General features: G+C 73.9%; 18 protein-coding genes. 16 read left to right on the top strand and 2 right to left on the bottom strand.

Going from position 1 to position 18,004, the window contains the following annotated elements; translation table 11 throughout:
* Positions 1–27: 27 nt before the first annotated feature.
* Complete coding sequence (locus ACZ4VK_RS14140; RefSeq protein WP_468351906.1) at positions 28–693, bottom strand: 4'-phosphopantetheinyl transferase family protein; 666 nt, start codon at positions 691–693, stop codon at positions 28–30.
* A 162-nt stretch (positions 694–855) separates the two neighbouring features.
* On the opposite strand from ACZ4VK_RS14140, the gene ACZ4VK_RS14135 reads away from it, so the two are divergent.
* The 14 genes from ACZ4VK_RS14135 to ACZ4VK_RS14070 all read left to right on the top strand — a co-directional run bounded on the left by ACZ4VK_RS14135 (position 856) and on the right by ACZ4VK_RS14070 (position 15,346).
* Entirely contained in the window at positions 856–1,341 is a 486-nt protein-coding gene (locus ACZ4VK_RS14135; protein WP_468351904.1) for a cation:proton antiporter regulatory subunit, read from the top strand.
* 7 nt (positions 1,342–1,348) lie between these two features.
* Complete coding sequence (locus tag ACZ4VK_RS14130; protein ID WP_468351902.1) at positions 1,349–2,581, top strand: cation:proton antiporter; 1,233 nt, start codon at positions 1,349–1,351, stop codon at positions 2,579–2,581.
* A 201-nt stretch (positions 2,582–2,782) separates the two neighbouring features.
* On the top strand, positions 2,783–5,095 hold the full coding sequence (locus ACZ4VK_RS14125) for a collagenase (protein WP_468351900.1): 2,313 nt from the start codon (positions 2,783–2,785) through the stop codon (positions 5,093–5,095).
* Positions 5,096–5,182: 87 nt separating this feature from the next.
* Complete coding sequence (locus ACZ4VK_RS14120; RefSeq protein ID WP_468351898.1) at positions 5,183–6,394, top strand: NAD(P)/FAD-dependent oxidoreductase; 1,212 nt, start codon at positions 5,183–5,185, stop codon at positions 6,392–6,394.
* The gene (locus ACZ4VK_RS14115; protein ID WP_468351896.1) at positions 6,391–6,732 is read left to right on the top strand and encodes a (2Fe-2S)-binding protein; all 342 of its coding nucleotides are present in this window, start codon (positions 6,391–6,393) and stop codon (positions 6,730–6,732) included. Before ACZ4VK_RS14120 ends, ACZ4VK_RS14115 begins: the two co-directional genes overlap by 4 nt.
* Positions 6,713–8,188, top strand: coding sequence for an FAD-dependent oxidoreductase (locus ACZ4VK_RS14110; protein WP_468351894.1), 1,476 nt, complete (start codon positions 6,713–6,715; stop codon positions 8,186–8,188). The genes ACZ4VK_RS14115 and ACZ4VK_RS14110 overlap by 20 nt, the downstream gene beginning before the upstream one ends.
* Positions 8,189–8,275: 87 nt before the next feature.
* Positions 8,276–9,190, top strand: coding sequence for a dihydrodipicolinate synthase family protein (locus tag ACZ4VK_RS14105; RefSeq protein WP_468351892.1), 915 nt, complete (start codon positions 8,276–8,278; stop codon positions 9,188–9,190).
* Positions 9,191–9,322: 132 nt separating this feature from the next.
* On the top strand, positions 9,323–10,327 hold the full coding sequence (locus tag ACZ4VK_RS14100) for a proline racemase family protein (protein WP_468351889.1): 1,005 nt from the start codon (positions 9,323–9,325) through the stop codon (positions 10,325–10,327).
* A gap of 112 nt (positions 10,328–10,439) precedes the next feature.
* On the top strand, positions 10,440–11,144 hold the full coding sequence (locus ACZ4VK_RS14095; protein WP_468351886.1) for a GntR family transcriptional regulator: 705 nt from the start codon (positions 10,440–10,442) through the stop codon (positions 11,142–11,144).
* A gap of 87 nt (positions 11,145–11,231) precedes the next feature.
* Positions 11,232–12,344: a hypothetical protein gene (locus ACZ4VK_RS14090; RefSeq protein ID WP_468351884.1), complete on the top strand. Its 1,113-nt coding sequence runs from the start codon at positions 11,232–11,234 to the stop codon at positions 12,342–12,344.
* A gap of 93 nt (positions 12,345–12,437) precedes the next feature.
* On the top strand, positions 12,438–12,869 hold the full coding sequence (locus tag ACZ4VK_RS14085; protein ID WP_468351882.1) for a cell division protein SepF: 432 nt from the start codon (positions 12,438–12,440) through the stop codon (positions 12,867–12,869).
* A 55-nt stretch (positions 12,870–12,924) separates the two neighbouring features.
* On the top strand, positions 12,925–14,274 hold the full coding sequence (locus ACZ4VK_RS14080; RefSeq protein WP_468351880.1) for an AAA family ATPase: 1,350 nt from the start codon (positions 12,925–12,927) through the stop codon (positions 14,272–14,274).
* 10 nt (positions 14,275–14,284) lie between these two features.
* Positions 14,285–14,707, top strand: coding sequence for a nucleotide pyrophosphohydrolase (locus ACZ4VK_RS14075; RefSeq protein WP_468351877.1), 423 nt, complete (start codon positions 14,285–14,287; stop codon positions 14,705–14,707).
* Positions 14,708–14,860: 153 nt separating this feature from the next.
* Complete coding sequence (locus ACZ4VK_RS14070; RefSeq protein WP_468351875.1) at positions 14,861–15,346, top strand: DUF6099 family protein; 486 nt, start codon at positions 14,861–14,863, stop codon at positions 15,344–15,346.
* Positions 15,347–15,381: 35 nt separating this feature from the next.
* Here ACZ4VK_RS14070 and ACZ4VK_RS14065 read toward each other — a convergent pair whose 3' ends face one another.
* The gene (locus tag ACZ4VK_RS14065) at positions 15,382–15,750 is read right to left on the bottom strand and encodes a hypothetical protein (protein WP_468352074.1); all 369 of its coding nucleotides are present in this window, start codon (positions 15,748–15,750) and stop codon (positions 15,382–15,384) included.
* Between the two features lie 299 nt (positions 15,751–16,049).
* Here ACZ4VK_RS14065 and ACZ4VK_RS14060 point away from each other — a divergent pair, with 299 nt between their 5' ends.
* Positions 16,050–16,973 (top strand): LLM class F420-dependent oxidoreductase, encoded by a 924-nt coding sequence (locus ACZ4VK_RS14060; protein WP_468351873.1) that lies wholly within the window; start codon positions 16,050–16,052, stop codon positions 16,971–16,973.
* Positions 16,974–16,986: 13 nt separating this feature from the next.
* Positions 16,987–17,901, top strand: coding sequence for a homocysteine S-methyltransferase (mmuM, locus tag ACZ4VK_RS14055; protein ID WP_468351871.1), 915 nt, complete (start codon positions 16,987–16,989; stop codon positions 17,899–17,901).
* The last annotated feature ends 103 nt before the right edge of the window (positions 17,902–18,004 follow it).

Raw genomic sequence — 18,004 nt, 5'->3', positions numbered from 1 at the left:
CACGGGCCCGGAGGTGCCGGCCGCTTCCTACGCGCGCGAGAGGGCGAGGGCCGTCACGACGAGGCCGGCGCGGCAGAGCCAGCGCCCTTCGAGGACCTTCAGACGGTCGCCGTCCGGGCCGTCGTCCGGGACGCCGACGTGCGCGGTGAACGTCCCCGCGTCCGGGTCGATCAGGACGTCCGCGTCCCCGAAGTCCAGCTCGCGGCCGGTCAGCGGGTACCAGACCTTGAACACGGACTCCTTCGCGCTGAACAGCAGCCGGTCCCAGCTGACCTCCGGCGCGGCGGCGGCCAGTTGGCGGAGCCGGGCGCGTTCCCCCGGGAGGGAGACGACCTCGAGGACGTCGTCCGTCAGCGGCGCGTTCGGTTCGGCGTCGATGCCGAGCCCGCGGTAGTCGGAGTCGCGACCGACGACGGCCGCGCGGTATCCGGCGCAGTGGGTCATGCTGCCCACGAGCCCGGCCGGCCACCGCGGAGCGCCGCGTTCCCCCGGTACGAGCGCCACCGGCGCCACCCCGAGCGCGCTCATCGCACGCCGGGCGCACACGCGGACGGCGGCGAACTCGTGCAGTCGTTTCGGCAGGGCGCGCGCGACGGCGGCGGCCTCCTCGGGGAACAGGGCGCTGACGGCCGACTCGCTGTCGAGGAAGGTGTGGGCGGCGCTCGCGGGCGCGGGTATCAGTTCCTCGATCACAGGACCGCAGCCTACCCACGGTTCGACCGGCCTCACCCGGGTCGCGTCACGGGTGGGTTCGGGGCGGTCGCGCGTGACACCCGTGTTCCGGGGCTCCGGAAGGGCGGATGACACCATGGCACGCGTCACGACCGCCCACGATCGACAGGAGGGGACGGCCCTGTGCCTGCTCCGCGGATGAGAACGACACCCCTGCCCGGCATCGGAGTCCAGTACGACCTGACGACCCGGGAGCACCGCCAGCTGTCGGTCATCGCGCACCGCGACGGGACCCGCACCGTGAACGTGTACCGGGCCGACGACCCCGACGCCTGCGCGCAGTCGCTGCACCTCACCGAGGCCGAGACGGCCTCGCTGATCGACGCGCTGATGCCCGCCCACCACAGCCCCACCGTGCTGCACACCACCGACCTTGGGCTCGTCGCCGAACGCATCGAGCTGTCCGCCCACGCGTACTGGAACGGCCGGGTCCTCGGCGAGACCCGGATGCGGACGGAGTCGGGGGCCTCCGTCGTCGCCGTGCTCCGCCGCTCCGGGGCGATACCGTCCCCGACGCCCGCCTTCCGGCTCGCCGGCGGTGACACCCTCATCGTCATCGGCACCCGCGAGGGCGTCGACGCGGCCGCCGCGATCCTCGGTCGGGAGTGAGGGCGGCGTGCACTCCGCGGTCTTCCTGATCGAGTTCGGCGCCATCATCCTCGGCCTCGGCCTGCTCGGTCGCCTGGCCGGCCGGTTCCGGTTCTCCCCGATCCCCCTCTACCTCATCGCCGGGCTCGCCTTCGGCAACGGCGGCCTCCTGCCGCTCGGCGCCAGTGAGGAGTTCGTCGCCATCGGCGCCGAGATCGGGGTGATCCTCCTGCTCCTGATGCTCGGCCTCGAGTACACCGCGAGCGATCTCGTCTCCAACCTCAAGACCCAGTACCCCGCCGGTCTCGTCGACTTCGCCCTCAACGCCCTCCCCGGCGCCGCCGCGGCGCTGCTGCTCGGCTGGGGGCCGGTCGCCGCCGTCGTCCTCGCCGGCGTCACCTGGATCTCCTCGTCCGGCGTCATCGCCAAGGTCATGGGGGACCTGGGACGCCTGGGCAACCGCGAGACACCGGTGATCCTCAGCATCCTGGTCCTCGAAGACCTCGCCATGGCCGTCTATCTGCCCATCATCACGGCCCTCCTCGCCGGGGTCGGCCTCGCGGCCGGCAGCGCGACGCTCGCCATCGCCCTGGGCGTGGCCGGCGCCGTCCTCTTCGTGGCCCTCCGCTACGGGCGTCTGATCTCCCGTTTCGTCTCCAGCGACGACCCGGAGAAGCTGCTCCTCGTGGTCCTCGGGCTCACCCTGCTCGTCGCCGGCGTCGCCCAGCAGCTCCAGGTGTCCGCGGCCGTCGGGGCGTTCCTCGTCGGCATCGCACTCTCCGGGGAGGTCGCCGACGGCGCCCACACCCTGCTGAGTCCGCTGCGCGACCTGTTCGCCGCCGTCTTCTTCGTCTTCTTCGGTCTGCACACGGACCCCGCCAGCATCCCGCCGGTGATCCTCCCGGCGCTCGCCCTGGCCGTCGTCACGGCACTGACGAAGATCGCCACCGGGTACTGGGCGGCGCGCCGCGCCGGGATCGGGACCAAGGGACGGTGGCGGGCCGGCGGCACCCTGGTGGCGCGCGGCGAGTTCTCCATCGTCATCGCGGGCCTCGCCGTCACGGCGGGGGTGCAGCCGCAGCTGGGGCCGTTCGCCACCGCGTACGTCCTGATCCTGGTGGTCATCGGCCCGCTGACGGCCCGCTTCACCGAGCCCGTCGCCGCGCGCCTCACGCGGAGCCGCCGGAAGAGCGTGCCGCCCGTGGAGCCCCTGACGCCCGAGGCGGTCCCGGCGCCCGAGGCGGCCTCCGACCGCGTCTGAGGAACGGCTCGTTCCGGGGGGTCCTCGAAGGAGGACCCCCCGGCCTCTTCTGTGCCGGGTTCCCGCAAGCCCCTTGTCAGTGCAATTTCACATTACTATGGTACTGCTCGCACCACCGCTGGAAACAACGTCAACTCGACGCACGACCACATGAGTTGACCGGGAACCACCCCCACGTCCCTCCCTCCCACAGGAGCCCCGGTGTCCCAGCACAGATCCGTGCGCAGCGCCCTCCTCGCCTCCGCACTCGCGGTCGGCCTGCTCGTCCCCCTCGGACAGACCGTCAGCCAGGCGGCCGAGCCGACCGGTTCACCGACCCCGCCGGCCGCCTCGCAGCCGCACCCCCATGACGAGGTCGACCGCCTCGCCTCCGCGCCCCCGGCCGTCGCGGCCCCGGCGCCCGCCCCGGGCGGCGCGGCAGCCGGCCGGATACCCGGCGCCGCCCCCGACCCCGCCGCCGAGCCGCCGCACGCACGACGGCAGGCCGCCGCCCCCTGCACCCTCGACGGCGTCACCGGCCTCACCCCCGAGCGCTTCGCCGACTTCCTCGCCGACCCCGCCGTGACCGCCGACGACTGTCTGCGCGGCCTCGTCTGGACCTGGGACGCCCGGCTCGCGCCGGTCATGTCCGACGCCCACGTCCAGGCCGTCGCCCGCCGCGCCACCACCCTCGCCGCCACCCACGACGGCACCAACTCCACCCACCTGGAGGAGATGTTCACCTACCTCCACGCGGTGGCCTACCACGACTTCTCGCGCGACGAGATCGACACCGGCGACGCCCCGACCGTCGACGCCGTACGACGGGCCGTCGCCGCCTTCGGCACGGCCCCGCGCACCTTCGACGCCACCGTCACCAACGCCGACACGCTCCGCGAGGCCCTGTACGCGGCGAGCGCCCCCGGGCTCCGCCACCACCAACTGCCCCTGATCCGCAAGGTGCTCGCCACCATGGACGCCGACCACCCGGCCACCCGCCTCGACCCCGCCTGGGCGGGCGCCGCGCTCGCCGGGCTCTCCGTCAACTACCTCGGCGTCTACCCCGGCAACCGGGATACCGCCTTCCACACGGCGGCCGCCGCCGACCCGGCGTACCGCGCGGCCTTCAAGGCCTTCGCGGGATACGGCCACCTGAAGGGGACCGCCAACAGCTGGGTCGCCCGTGACGCCCTGAGCGAGTACGGCCGCTTCGGCCAGATAGCGGGCCTGCGCCCGGCCGTCGTCGCCGACCTCGGCGCCCTCCTCGGCCCCACCGAGACCGCCTTCGGCACCGGCAGCGCCCAGTGGGCCTCGCTGGTCTCCTGGCTCAACGTCTACGAGGCCTGCGCCCCGTACGCCGTGTGCAAGGCGGACATCGAGCGCCGGATCTTCCCGTACACGTACACCTACGACAGCGGCGCGATCAAGGTCCGCACCGGCCTTCCGCGCACCACCGTCGACACCCTGTACTACGCGAGCAAGCAGGTCGCGGCGCAGTTCCACCGGGTCCTCGGCACCCAGGAGCCGCTGACCGGCGACCCCAACACCTCGCTGAACATCGTCCTCTACGCCTCCCGCGCCGACTACGAGACGTACCACCCGATCCTCACCGGGATGGGCACGGACAACGGCGGCATCTACATCGAGCGCGGCGCCACCTTCTACACGTACGAGCGCCGTGTCCCGCAGGACTCGTCGCTGACCCTCGAAGAGCTCTTCCGGCACGAGTACACGCACTACCTCAACGGCCGGTACGCCGTCCCCGGCTTCTTCGGTGAGGGCCCCTGGTACCAGGACGACCGCACCACCGCGATGGACGAGGGCACGGCCGAGTTCTTCGACGGGGCCACCCGCGACGACGGCGTCAGGGTCCGCAAGTCCCTCGTCCGCAGTGTCATCGCCGACACGGCCGGCGGCGGCCCGCGCATGACCGTACGACAGATCCTGCACGCCACCTACGACGGCGACGGCTTCCGCTTCTACGCGTACGCCGGCACCTTCTTCGAGTACCTCTGGACCGAGAGGCCGTCGGCGCTGCGCGAGATGTACAAGCACCTGCGCGGCAACGACGTCGCCGCGTACGACGCCTGGCGCGCCCGGCTGAGCGCGGACACCTCGGTACAGCGCGGTTACGACAGCTTCCTCGACGCGGCGATCGCCGACGTCGACCGGCTGTTCGTCCCGGCCACCACGTTCACACCCGTCGCCCAACTGCGGGATTCCCGGGCCGCCGACGTCGCCGCCTCGTTCGCCTCCGCGACGTCCAACACCCCCGTCTGCACGGAGAGCGGTACGCCGGGCGGACGCCGCTTCACCTGTACGGGACGCGTCACGGCCAACCTCGCGAACGCGGGCAGCGCCGACCAGGTCTTCGAGGACATGTCCGAGACGGTCGACTACTTCCTCCTCGACCGGGCGGGCACGGCCTCCAACAACCTGGCCGACATGAACTGCTCCTTCGGCCCCGTCGACATCTGGACCGGCGGGCGCGCGGGAACGTCGAACTACCGCTGCGAGGGACCGCTGCGCGGCTGACCCCGGCCACCAGCTCATCCGAAGGGCGCGGAGCCGGACGAACTCCGCGCCCTGTTCCCCTCTAGAAGAATGTGACATCTTACCGCCGTGCCCAAGAGACAGAGCCTGGACGCCGTGATCATCGGCGCGGGCGTCGTCGGAGCCGCCTGCGCGTACTTCGCCGGCCGCGCGGGACTCTCCGTCGCCGTCGTCGACCGGGGCCCCGTCGCCGGCGGCACCACCGGCGCCGGGGAGGGCAACCTCCTCGTCTCCGACAAGGAGCCCGGCCCCGAACTCGACCTCGCGCTCCTCTCCGTACGCCTCTGGAGCGAACTCGCCGCCACCCTCCCGCAGGACACCGAGTACGAGACCAAGGGCGGCCTCGTGGTCGCCCCCGACCCCGCCACGCTCCAGGCCCTGCGCGGCTACGCCGAGAGCCAGCGGGCCGTCGGCGTCGAGGCCGCCGAGATCGCGGGCGCCACCCTGCGCACCCTCGAACCGCACCTCGCGGACGGGCTCGCGGGCGGCTTCCACTACCCGCAGGACGCCCAGATCCAGCCCGCCCGCGCGGCCGCCCGCCTCCTCGCCGCCTCCGGCGCGTCCGTCCACCTCGGCGAGGAGGTCACCGGCATCCCGCTCACCCCGGCCGGAGCGGTACGCGGAGTCCGCACGGCCCGCCGCGAACTCGCCGCCCCCGCCGTGGTCAACGCGGCGGGCACCTGGGGCGGGGCCGTCGCGGCGCTGGCCGGCACGGACCTGCCGGTGCGGCCGCGGCGCGGGTTCGTGCTCGTCACCGAACCCCTCCCCAGGGTCGTACGGCACAAGGTGTACGCCGCCGACTACATCGCCGACGTGGCCAGCGGCTCCGCCGCGCTCCAGTCCTCGGCCGTCGTCGAGGGCACCCCCGCGGGGCCGGTGCTGATCGGTGCCACCCGGGAACGGGTCGGCTTCGACCGCGCCCTCTCCGTCGAGGCCCTGCGCAGACTCGCCACCCAGGCGGCGGCGCTCTTCCCGGTCCTCGCCGACGTACGGGTGCTGCGCGCCTACCACGGCTTCCGCCCGTACCTGCCCGACCACCTGCCGGCCATCGGCCCCGACCCGCGCGTCCCCGGCCTTCACCACGCCTGCGGCCACGAGGGCGCGGGCATCGGCCTCGCCCCGGCCACGGGACTGCTCGTGGCGGCCGCGCTGACGGGGGAGGCCCCGGTGGTGGACCCCTTCCCGTTCCGGCCGGAACGGTTCGCCGCCGACCCCGACTTCGATCCCGACCCCGACCTCGGCTCCGACCCTGCCTCCGGCCTCCGGGAGACCGCACCATGAGACGACGCCGCCGCACCGCCTCCAACGCCCGCACCCCGCGCTCCCTGGTCGGCGGGCGGGCGAAGGACACCTTCACCGTGGCGTTCGACGGGCGCCCGCTGCCCGCGCTCGCCGGGCAGTCCCTCGCCGCCGCCCTGTGGAGCGCGGGCATCCTGACCTGGCGCACCACACGCGTCTCGGGCGCCCCACGGGGTGTGTTCTGCGGGATGGGCAGCTGCTACGACTGTCTCGTCACCGTCAACGGCCGGCCCAACCAGCGCGCCTGCCTCACCCCCGCCCGCCCCGGGGACACCGTCACGACCCAGGAGGGCACCGGCCATGCGGAACTCACCGTCTGAGGAGGGTCTCGTCGACCTCGCCGTCGTCGGTGCCGGTCCCGCCGGCCTCGCCGCGACCGTGGCGGCGGCCCGGCTCGGGCTCCGTGTCGTCCTGGTCGATGCCGGGGACCGCCCGGGTGGCCAGTACCACCGGCACCCGGCGCCCGAACTCGGCGCGCTCCGGCCCGGGGCGCTGCACCACGGCTGGCGGGAGTTCACCCGGCGGACGGCGGCACTGGACGGCCTCGTCCGCTCCGGCCGGGTGACCTACCGCCCGCGATGCCACGTCTGGACCGTGGTGCCCGAGGGCTCCGCCTGGCGGCTGCACGCCCTGGTCACCGGCGACGACACCGCCGTGACCGTACGCGCCCGTGCGGTGCTCCTGGCCACGGGCGCGTACGAGCGTCAACTGCCCTTCCCCGGCTGGACCCTGCCCGGCGTCGTCGCCGCCGGCGGAGCGCAGGCCATGCTCAAGGGCGGGCTCGTCCTGCCGGGCCGCCGGGCCGTCGTGGCCGGCAGCGGCCCGCTGCTCCTGGCGGTCGCCGGCTCCCTCGCGGCGGCGGGCGCGCGCGTCCCCGCCGTCGTCGAGGCCGGAACGTATCTGGGGTACGCCGGATTCGCCCGCGCCCTCCTGCGCAACCCGGCCAAACTCGCCGAAGGAGCCGTACACGGCGGCGCCTTGATGCGGCACGGGGTCAGGCTCCTCGCCCGCCACGCGGTCGTCGAGGCGCACGGCACCGACCGCGTGGAGGCGGTGACCGTCGCTCGGCTCGACGCGGACTGGCGGCCCGTGCCGGGCACGGGCCGCCGGATCCCCTGCGACACGGTCGCGGTCGGCCACGGGCTCGTACCCCAGCTGGAGCTGGCGACGGGCCTCGGCTGCGCCACCCGCGCGACCGCCGACGGGACGCCCGCGCTCGTCCTCGACAGTGATCAGTCGACCTCCGTTCCGGGCATCTGGGCGGCCGGGGAGACCGGCGGCGTCGGAGGCGCCCGACTGGCCGTCCTGGAGGGCGAGTCGGCGGCGGAGTCCGTGGCCCGGACGCTGCTCGGTGCCCGCCGTCCCGGGCTCCGCGCGAGCGACGCGGCCGCCCGGCGCCGCCGTGACCGGCTGCGCGGATTCGCGGAGGCGATGGGGGCCGTGCACAGGCCCGGCGCCGGTTGGACCCGGTGGCTGCGCGAGGACACCGAGATCTGCCGCTGCGAGGAGGTGCCCGCCGCCCGCGTGACGGAGGCCGTCGACACGCTCGGCGCCCGGGACGCCCGTACGGTCAAGCTGCTCACCCGGGCCGGAATGGGCTGGTGCCAGGGCCGGACGTGCGGGCCCGCCGTGGCGGCACTGGCGGGCCGGCCCCCGTGCGCCGACCGTGAGACGGACGCCGTCGGCGAGTCCGCCCTGCCCCCGGACCGCCGCCCGCTGTCCTGCCCCGTCCCCCTGCGCCACCTGGCCGAGCTGCCGACGGACACCACGACCTGATTGCCCGTCAAGAACGGCGCCCCGCCGCGCTCTTGTGATCCCCGCACCCATCAATAAAATGTCACACACCACACAAGGGAGTTCTTCATGGCTCACGAGCAAGCCCCTGTGCACCGCACCCGCCCCTGGCACGGGATCATGGTCGCCACCGCCCTCCCGCTGCGCGAGGACGGCTCCGTCGACCACGACGCCTACGCCCGTCACGTCGCCTGGCTCATCGACCAGGGCTGCGACGGCGTCGTCCCGAACGGCTCCCTCGGCGAGTACCAGACCCTCACCGGCGAGGAGCGCGCCCAGGTCGTACGGACCGCCGTCGAAGCGGCCGGCGACGGCTCGCGGGTCATGCCCGGCGTCTCCGCGTACGGCAGCGCCGAGGCCCGGCGCTGGGCCGAGCAGGCAGCGGAGGCCGGAGCGGGCTCGGTCCTGCTCCTGCCGCCCAACGCCTACCGGGCCGAAGAGCGTTCCGTACGCGCCCACTACGCCGAGGTCGCCGAAGCCGGCCTGCCCGTCGTCGCCTACAACAATCCCCTCGACACCAAGGTCGACCTCGCCCCCGACCTCCTCGCCCGCCTGCACGCGGACGGCAGCGTCGTCGCGGTCAAGGAGTTCAGCGGAGATGTCCGCCGCGCCTACGAGATCGCCGAACTGGCCCCGGGACTCGACCTGCTCGTCGGCGCCGACGACGTCCTCCTCGAACTCGCCCTCGCCGGAGCGGTCGGCTGGATCGCCGGCTACCCCAACGCCCTCCCGCGCACCTGCGCCGCGCTCTACCGCGCCGCCGTCGCCGGGGACCTCGACACCGCGCTCCCGCTCTACAGGTCCCTCCACCCGCTGTTCCGCTGGGACTCCAAGGTCGAGTTCGTGCAGGCGATCAAGCTGTCCATGGACCTGGCGGGCCGCCCCGGCGGACCCACCCGCGCCCCCCGCGTCCCGCTGACACCGGAGCAGGAGGCCGTCGTGCGCGCCGCGACGGAGAAGGTCCTGGCCGAGGGTCACGCGTAGGCGACGCGAGGACCACCCGCCCCCTGCACGTACGCCTCTCCGCTGTACGTACACCGCCTGTGCCCCTACACCGTCTCCGTACGTACGCCTTCCCCGTACGTACGCCTTCAGCCGTAGACCCGAAGGGACCCCATGCGCACCCGTCACGTCTACCACGCGGTGGACTCCCACACCGAAGGCATGCCCACCCGGGTGATCACCGGCGGCGTCGGGGTCGTCCCCGGCGCCACGATGGCCGAGAAGCGGCATCACTTCGCCACCCACCTGGACCACGTCCGCACCCTCCTCATGTACGAGCCGCGCGGGCACGCGGCGATGAGCGGCGCGATCCTCCAGCCGCCCACCCGCCCGGACGCCGACTACGGCGTCCTCTTCGTCGAGGTGTCGGGGCTCCTCCCGATGTGCGGTCACGGGACCATCGGCGTCGCCACCGTCCTCGTCGAGACGGGCATGGTGCCGGTCGTCGAGCCGGTCACCACCGTCCGTCTCGACACACCGGCGGGGCTCGTGAGCGTCGACGTCCGCGTCGAGGACGGCCGGGCGTGCTCCGTCACCCTCACCAACGTGCCCGCGTTCGCCGCCGGTCTCGACCTCAAGGCGGACGTGCCCGGATACGGCACGGTCACCTACGACCTCGCCTACGGAGGCAACTTCTACGCCTTCGTCGCCCTGGAATCCCTGGGGCTGCCGTACGACCGGGCCCACAAGGACGAGCTGCTCGCCGCCGGGCTCGCCGTCATGGAGGCGGTGAACGCGGGTCCCGACCGGCCCGTCCACCCGGAGAACCCGGACATCGCCGGGGTGAAACACGTCTATCTGGCCGCGCCCGGCTCCGACGCGGTCCGTTCGCGCCACGCGATGGCCATCCACCCGGGCTGGTTCGACCGCTCGCCGTGCGGCACGGGAACGAGCGCCCGGCTCGCGCAGCTGCACGCCAGGGGACTGCTCGCCCCCGGCGCCGACTTCGTCAACGAGTCCTTCATCGGCACCGAGTTCACGGGGCGGATCGTCGAGGAGACGGAGGTGGCGGGCCGGCCGGCCGTCGTCCCGACCGTCACGGGCCGCGCGTGGATCACGGGCACGGCCCAGTACTTCCTCGACCCCGAGGACCCCTTCCCCGCCGGTTTCCTGCTCTGACCACGACGGACGCGCGCGTACACCGGTCCCAGGGGGCGGGCAACTCCCGCCGCCCGGAAGGAGAAACGTGACATTGTACGATGCTCCTCCGTGACTTCTCGGAGGACGCACGATGGGTGACCTGAAGCAGTACGGCCTCGTCAGAGCGCAGGAACGGCTCCGCGACCAGGTCGGGCATGCCCTCCGAGCGGCCCTGATCGCCGGCGAACTGCGGCCCGGCCAGGTCTACTCCGCCCCCGGCCTCGCGGGCGACCTCGGCGTCTCCGCCACGCCGGTCCGCGAGGCCATGCTCGACCTGGCCAGGGAAGGCCTGGTCGAACCCGTCCGCAACAAGGGCTTCCGCATCACCGAGGTCAGCGAACGGGACCTCGACCAGTTCACCGAACTGCGCACCCTCATCGAGGTCCCCACCATCGGCCGCGTCACGAGGAAGGCCGGCCGGGAGCAGCTGGAGGCGCTGCGCCCGGTCGCCGAGGAGATCGTCTCCCGCGCCCGGGAGCACGACCTCATCGGCTATCTGGAGGCGGACCGCCGCTTCCATCTCGCGCTGCTCGCCCTCTCCGGCAACGAGCGTCTGGTCGAGACGGTGGGGGAGCTGCGCAAGCGCTCCCGCCTCTACGGTCTGACGGGCCTCGACGAGGCGGGCAAGCTCGTCTCCTCCGCCGAGGAGCACCTCGAACTCCTCGACCTGATGATCGCGGGCGACGCGCGCGGCGCGGAGGCGTGCATGCGCCGCCACCTCGGGCACGTCCGGTCGCTGTGGGCCGACGCCCGCGACGAACCGGTCGGCCGCGCACGGCCCGGCAGGGACGGGTGAGGTGACCCACCGACACCGCGCTGACCTCGCCCAAGCCTTGGCCTGAGGTGTTGCGGAGAGTGACCGGTTCCGGGATGATTCCCCGCCGTGACTCTCTCCCTCGTCGTCGTACTCGGCGTGCTGCTCGTCGTGCTCCACCGCGTCCTCGTCAACCCCGGCCGGGTCGACGGCTGGGTCGGAGCGCACTTCGTCGCGTCCGACTACGGCCTGCCGCCCCGCGGGCAGCTCGACCCCGAACGCCCCGGCCCGCCCCCGCCGGCCCACCGGACGGAGAAGCGGCAGGCCGTCGCCGAAGCCGCGTGGCGCGGGGACTGGAGCGCCGCCGAGCGCTACGTCCGGGCGGCGGGCGAGGACTGGGACGAGCGCTGGGACCGGCTCGAACTCCTGCAGCAGGTCGCCAAGGAGGACGACACCTGGCTCGACGCCTGGCGCGCCGCCGAGCCCGGCAACTGCGACGCGGCAACCCTCCACGCGAGCCTCATGGTCCACCGCGCCTGGAAGATCCGCGGCAGCGGGTACGCCCACGAGGTCATGACCTCGGACATGAACCGCTTCCGCGCCATGCTCCCGGCCGCGATCGAGGAGGCCCGGCGGGCCGCGCTGCTCGACCCCGCCAACCCCGGCCCCTGGGTCGTCATGATCACGGCGGCACGCGGAGCGCAGTACACCCGCGCGCAGTTCGGACCGCTCTGGGAGGGGCTCGTCGCCCGAGCGCCCCACCACTACGAAGGGCACTGGCAGGCCCTGCAGTACTGGTGCGCCAAGTGGTTCGGCAGCGACCGGCGGATGATGCGGTTCGCCCGCCAGGCGGTCCGCAAGGCCCCGGCCGGCAGCCCGCTCGCGGGGATCTACCTGCACGCGTTGAACGAACTCACCGACCGTTCCGCCGCCGTCGCGCTGCCCGTCACCCCCATGACGAGGAGCACCCTGAAGAAGGTCGCCGCCTCGTTCGACAAGGTCCCGGCCGACGACGAACGCCTGCCGGTCCTGCGCCACCTCCTCGCGCACTACATGCTCCGGTCGATGCTGTACGCACCCGCCCTGGAACAGTTCCGCCTGATCGGACCGTGGTGCGGAGCCCAGCCCTGGCGCAAGGACGGCAACCCGGTCACGGCCTTCGAGGCGGCCCGCGGCACGGCCGCGAAACTGTCCCGTGCCCGCCCCACCCCGACCTCGCAGATCTACGGCATGGGCCGCTAGGGGGCGTCCTGTCGGTCAGACCGGGCTCCGCCATCCGGGCATCACCTCGTGTCGTTGTTGGGCCGAACGGGTGAGGAGCGGGAGGATGTGCCCATGAGTAGGTACGAGAGGTACGACGTCACCGACGAGCAGTGGGAGGGCCTCGCCCAGGTCGTGCCCCTGCGCGGCCGTGACGAATGGCCGTCCAGGGTCGACCACCGCACGATCCCCGAGCAGTACGAATCCGCCGAGCAGCGCCGCATGGTCGTGCTCCGCGTGCAGGTGTTCGCCGACGCCCGTGAGGTCGCCGAGTACCTGATCGCCCAGATCCCGGTGCTCCTCGACCTGACGAGCGCCGACACCGAGGTCGCCAAGCGCATCCTCGACTTCAGCAGCGGTGTCGTCTTCGGTCTCGGCAGCGTGATGCACCGCGTCGACCGGAACGTTTTTCTCCTCGCCCCGGCCGGTACGGAGGTCGAGGGCTCGGAGGGGGAGGAAGGGGCGAGCACCGTCGGCGGCAGGACGGCCGGGGTCCCCCGATCGTAGGAAGGTCATCTCGACGTAACGGTTCGTCAGGGAATGAACTGCGTACGGTCCGGGCATGGACCTCACCGGCGGCTTCACGCTCGACCACTCCTCCTCCGTAGCGCCCTTCCCCGGCGCACGTGTCTCCGTCCCCGAGGCGCGCGGCCCGGCCGCGTCGGAGCACCGGCCTCGGGGCCGGAGCGGCCGGAGGCCGGAGGACGGCCCGGCCGGTGAGGGAGACGACGGAGGGCTCCGCGCCCGGCCGGCCGGTGAGGGAGACGAGGGAGCGCTCCGCGCCCGGCCGGCCGTCACCGAGCTCCGCCTGTCCGCCTTCGCCGGACACCGCGCCGCCGTGCACGCGCTCGGACCGGTCACCCTCTTCGCCGGACCCAGCGGAAGCGGCAAGTCCACCACCCTGAGGGCGTACGAGGCACTGGCCCGGCTCGGCGCGGGCGACCCGCTCGGCGAGGTGTTCCCCGACGCCGCCGACTGCGTCCCCGAGCGGGCCAGGCCCGACGCCCAGGGAAGGCGCGGCTTCCGCATCGGATGCACGGTCGACGGACCGGAAGGCCCCGTCCACCTGGACCTCGCCGTCCAGGCCGAACCCCGGCTCCGCATCGTCGGCGAGCGCCTCACCGGCCGCGGCCGCACCCTGCTCGCCACCGCGCTGCGCGACCCCGGCCGCACCACCGTCCAGGCCGAGTGGCACACGGCCGGCTCCACCCCCGTCACCCGGGCGCCGCTCCCCGACGACCTCCTCGGTACGGCTCTGCTGCCGCTGCGGGTCGCCGGGAAGACCCCGGGCCAGCTGGAGGTCCTGGCCGCCGCCGAGCAGGTGGTCATCGGGCTGCGGTCCGCCTTCGCCTGCGACCCACGGCCCGAGCGGATGCGGGCCCCCGTCCTCCCCGGCGAGGGCCGGCTGCGGCGCGGCTGCGGCAACCTCGCCGAGGTCCTGCATCGCACCCACACGGACTGCCCGCGCCGCCACCACCGCCTCGCGTCCGTGGCGGGCGCGGGCTGCGCGGGGTCCGTCACCGGGCTCGCGGTGCAGCAGCTCCCCGAGGGCACGGTCCGGGCGGTCCTCGAACGAGGAGGCAGGCCCGCCACTCCGCTCGGCCGCCTCGGAGACGGGGAACTGCGCTACCTGGCGCTCGCGCTCACCCTGCTCACCGGCCCCGGCGTGCTGGCGATGGACCGGATCGCCGAGGTGCCCGACGCCATGCAGTCCCTGACGCTGCTCGCCGACGGCCTCGACCGGGGCCTCGACGGACGGCAGGTGACCGAACTGCTCGGACTCGCGACGGGCATCGCCGCCGACGGACACGTCCGGGTCGCCGGCACGGTCGGCGACCGGGCGGCGGGGGAGGCACGCCGGACGCCCGGGGTGACGGTGGTGGACCTGAGCGCCCGAGGAGCACGGTGGTAGACCTGGGGGCGTGACCGACAACGATGTAGCGGGACTCCAGCGCAGGCTGGCCGAGTTCGCGGCCGCCCGGGACTGGCAGCCCTATCACACGCCCAAGAACCTGGCGGCGGCCCTCAGCGTGGAGGCGGCCGAACTCCTGGAGATCTTCCAGTGGTTGACGCCCGAGCAGGCGGAGCGGGTGATGGACGACCCCGAGTCGGCGCACCGGGTCGCCGACGAGGTCGCGGACGTCCTCGCCTATCTGCTCCAGTTCTGCGAGGTGCTCGGGGTCGATCCCCTGACCGCGCTCGCGGCGAAGATCGACCGGAACGAGGTCCGGTTTCCGGCCCGTAGGCGGGGCGAAGGAGGGCCAGGAGGCCCGGGAGGCGGCGAGGAAAGGGGAGACGAAAGGGGCGGAGAAAGGGGCGGAGAAGGGGACAGGAAGAGGGCGTGACGGGAGATTGTCACTCTGCGGAGTGATCGGCTTTTCCCCGTCGAGCCTCCTGTCCACAGATTTCCGAATTCCCCTGGTGACGTGGCTCAGGCGGCCTCACTCTGGGTAGTGGACTGAGTGGGCAGATAAGTCGTACGAACGGGGGCGGCGTTGATGGAAGCGGAGCGACTCATCGCGCTTGGCCGGCACGCGCTGGCGGAGAGCGGGACGGCGGAAGGCATCGTGGCGGAGGCCTGGCAGGCCCAGGCGCTCGCCCAGGCGATAGGAAACCATCTCGCGCTCTGTGGACCGCAGGAGCTGCGCGGCGAGGCGCGCGGCCTCAGCGAGATCGGGGAGTACCCGGCATGGGGCTCCGGCGGGCCGCGAGCGGCCCAGCTGACCGAAGTGGCCGACCCGGCCGGGGCGTTGACCCTGCTGGGGGAGCTGCTCGGGGAGGTGGGCATCGCGCTGGTCGGCGTGGCCTGCGTCACCGACGAGGAAGGGCTCTACTGGCAGTGCATCGAGGCCATCGACGCGGCCGACGAGTCGAGCGACCGGGTGCGCGGGATGCTGCGGCGCCTGGCCGTACGTGACGGGGAGCGGGCCCGCCCGCCCGACGCCGCCCGAGACCGCGCGGGCCCCGGACGGGGCCGGTGGTGAACGGCGCCCGGCGACCGGCCGGGGAAGCGGAGGCCCTAGAGGGAGCGGCGCTCGGGACCGAACCGCCCGAGCTGCTCCTGCCGGAGCTGGTCGTGCCCGCGCTGCTCCTGCCCGCGCTGCTCCTGCCCGCGCTGCTCCTGCCCGCGCTGCTCCTGCCCGCGCTGCTCCTGTGGCTCCTGCTCGGCCTCGTGCTGGTTCGGGTCGTGCCGGTTCGGCTCGTGGCGGTCGGCGGTGGACTGGAGGTCGGCGTCCAGCTGGGAGAGGTCGGCGGAGAGCGCCGCCATCAGCTCCTCCATCTGCTGCAGCAGACCCTTGGGCGCACCGGTGCCCTTCTGCTCCGGCACGGACTGCGGCACCGGCTGCTGCTCGGGCACGGCCCGCTCCGGCGCGGCTTCCTGGGACATGGCGGCCTCCTCGGCCCGGGCCCCACCGCCGAGGACGGGGCCACGAGAGAGAGCGACGCACCGGCAGCGGCCGCCGGCACGCGGGCCGGGCGGTCCGGCTCCGCCCGAGCCAACGACGGGCGCCGGGCCCCGGACACTGGCCAGGGCGGACGCGGCCCGCCAGGGGGCCGGTTATTCACCCGACCGAGCCGGGGCGATCAAGGGGCTGACAAGGAGGTTGACGGAGAGGCCGCAGGAGGGGCCGCAGGAGGGGCCCGGCGGGGAGGCTGATGCGGACCCGGCGGTGCAGGATGGAGGGCATGGATCTTCGTATCTTCACCGAGCCCCAGCAGGGGGCCGACTACGACACTCTCCTCGCGGTGGCGCGGGCCACCGAGGAGCTCGGGTTCGACGCCTTCTTCAGGTCCGATCATTATCTGAGCATGGGCTCCGGCGACGGGCTGCCCGGACCGACGGACGCCTGGATCACGCTGGCCGGGCTCGCCCGGGAGACCAAGCGGATCCGCCTCGGCACGCTGATGACCGCCGGCACCTTCCGGCTCCCCGGTGTCCTCGCCATCCAGGTCGCCCAGGTGGACCGGATGTCCGGCGGCCGGGTCGAACTCGGCCTCGGCGCGGGCTGGTTCGAGGAGGAGCACAAGGCGTACGGCATTCCGTTCCCGAAGGAGAAGTTCGGCCGGCTGGAGGAGCAGCTGGCGATCGTCACCGGTCTGTGGGAGACCGAGGTCGGCAAGTCCTTCAGCTACGAGGGGGAGTTCTACCAGCTCACGGACTCTCCCGCGCTGCCCAAGCCCGCCCAGGACAAGGTCCCGGTGCTGATCGGCGGGCACGGCGCGCGCCGCACGCCCCGCCTGGCCGCGCGGTACGCGGACGAGTTCAACCTTCCCTTCGGATCGGTGGAGGAGAGCGAGCGGCAGTTCGGCAGGGTCCGGGCCGCGGCCGAGGAGGCCGGGCGGGCGCCCGGCGACCTGGTGTACTCCAACGCCCTGGTCGTCTGTGTCGGCAAGGACGACGCCGAGGTCGCCCGGCGGGCCGCCGCCATCGGGCGGGACGTCGACGAGCTGAAGGCGAACGGCCTCGCGGGCTCGCCCGCCGAGGTCGTCGAGAAGCTCGGGCGGTACGCGGCCGTCGGCTCCTCCCGGGTCTACCTCCAGGTCCTGGACCTGGACGATCTGGACCACCTGGAGCTGATCTCCGCGCGGGTCCAGTCGCAGCTGGGATGAGAGGAGTACGCGCGTGAAGCCGGTGCGCACGCTCGCCGAGGCCTTGGGGGCGGACGTCCTCGTCCTCGACGGCGGCCTGTCCAACCAGCTGGAGGCGCAGGGCTGCGACCTCTCCGACGCGCTCTGGTCCGCGCGGCTCCTCGCCGACGCGCCCGAGCAGATCGAGGCGGCCCACGCGGCGTACGTACGGGCGGGGGCCCGGGTGCTCATCACCTCCAGCTACCAGGCCACCTTCGAGGGCTTCGCCCGGCGGGGCGTGGGCCGGGACGAGGCGGCCGGGCTCCTCGCGCGGAGCGTGGAGCTGGCACGGGCGGCGGCCGAGGGCGTGCGGGAGGAGGTCTGGGTCGCCGCCTCCGTGGGGCCGTACGGCGCGATGCTCGCGGACGGCAGCGAGTACCGGGGGCGGTACGGGCTGTCCGTGCGGGACCTTGAGGCGTTCCACCGGCCCCGGATCGAGGCGCTCGCCGCGGCGGAGCCGGACGTGCTCGCCCTGGAGACGGTGCCGGACGTGGTGGAGGCGGAGGCGCTGCTGCGGGCGGCCGAGGGGTGCGGGGTGCCCGTGTGGCTCTCGTACACGGTCGGGGGCGGGCGGACCCGGGCCGGGCAGGACCTGGCGGAGGCCTTCGCGGTCGCCGCAGGGGACGAGCGGGTCGTCGCGGTCGGGGTCAACTGCTGCGACCCGGCGGAGGCCGGGCCCGCCGTGGAGCTCGCCGCGGCCGTGACCGGGAAGCCGGCCGTGGTCTACCCCAACAGCGGCGAGCGGTGGGACGCCCGCGCGCGGGGCTGGCACGGGGACGTGGCCTTCGACCCGGCCCGCGCCACCGGTTGGGCCGCGGCCGGCGCCCGGCTCATCGGCGGCTGCTGCAGGGTGGGCCCGGACGTGATCGCCGCGCTCGCCGCCTCCACGGCCGTCCGCGGCAGGGGCTGAGCCCGGCTCCTCGCCGCCTCCACGGCCGTCCGCGGCAGGGACTGAGCCCTCGGCTCATCGCCGCCTCCACCGCCCATCGCGGCAGGGGCTGAGCCCTCGGGAA

This window comes from Streptomyces sp. NPDC028711 (assembly GCF_055565415.1).
Note: the sequence above shows the minus strand (reverse complement) of the source record. Positions and strands in the feature narration are given on the sequence as shown.

Bases quoted from the DNA above. Each gene is read 5' to 3' on its own strand.
- ACZ4VK_RS14100 (WP_468351889.1), top strand. From the start codon at position 9,323: ATGCGCACCCGTCACGTCTACCACGCGGTGGACTCCCACACCGAAGGC.
- ACZ4VK_RS14060 (WP_468351873.1), top strand. From the start codon at position 16,050: ATGGATCTTCGTATCTTCACCGAGCCCCAGCAGGGGGCCGACTACGAC.
- ACZ4VK_RS14095 (WP_468351886.1), top strand. From the start codon at position 10,440: ATGGGTGACCTGAAGCAGTACGGCCTCGTCAGAGCGCAGGAACGGCTC.
- ACZ4VK_RS14110 (WP_468351894.1), top strand. From the start codon at position 6,713: ATGCGGAACTCACCGTCTGAGGAGGGTCTCGTCGACCTCGCCGTCGTC.
- ACZ4VK_RS14070 (WP_468351875.1), top strand. From the start codon at position 14,861: ATGGAAGCGGAGCGACTCATCGCGCTTGGCCGGCACGCGCTGGCGGAG.
- ACZ4VK_RS14065 (WP_468352074.1), bottom strand. From the start codon at position 15,750: ATGTCCCAGGAAGCCGCGCCGGAGCGGGCCGTGCCCGAGCAGCAGCCG.
- ACZ4VK_RS14080 (WP_468351880.1), top strand. From the start codon at position 12,925: ATGGACCTCACCGGCGGCTTCACGCTCGACCACTCCTCCTCCGTAGCG.
- ACZ4VK_RS14105 (WP_468351892.1), top strand. From the start codon at position 8,276: ATGGCTCACGAGCAAGCCCCTGTGCACCGCACCCGCCCCTGGCACGGG.
- ACZ4VK_RS14085 (WP_468351882.1), top strand. From the start codon at position 12,438: ATGAGTAGGTACGAGAGGTACGACGTCACCGACGAGCAGTGGGAGGGC.
- ACZ4VK_RS14115 (WP_468351896.1), top strand. From the start codon at position 6,391: ATGAGACGACGCCGCCGCACCGCCTCCAACGCCCGCACCCCGCGCTCC.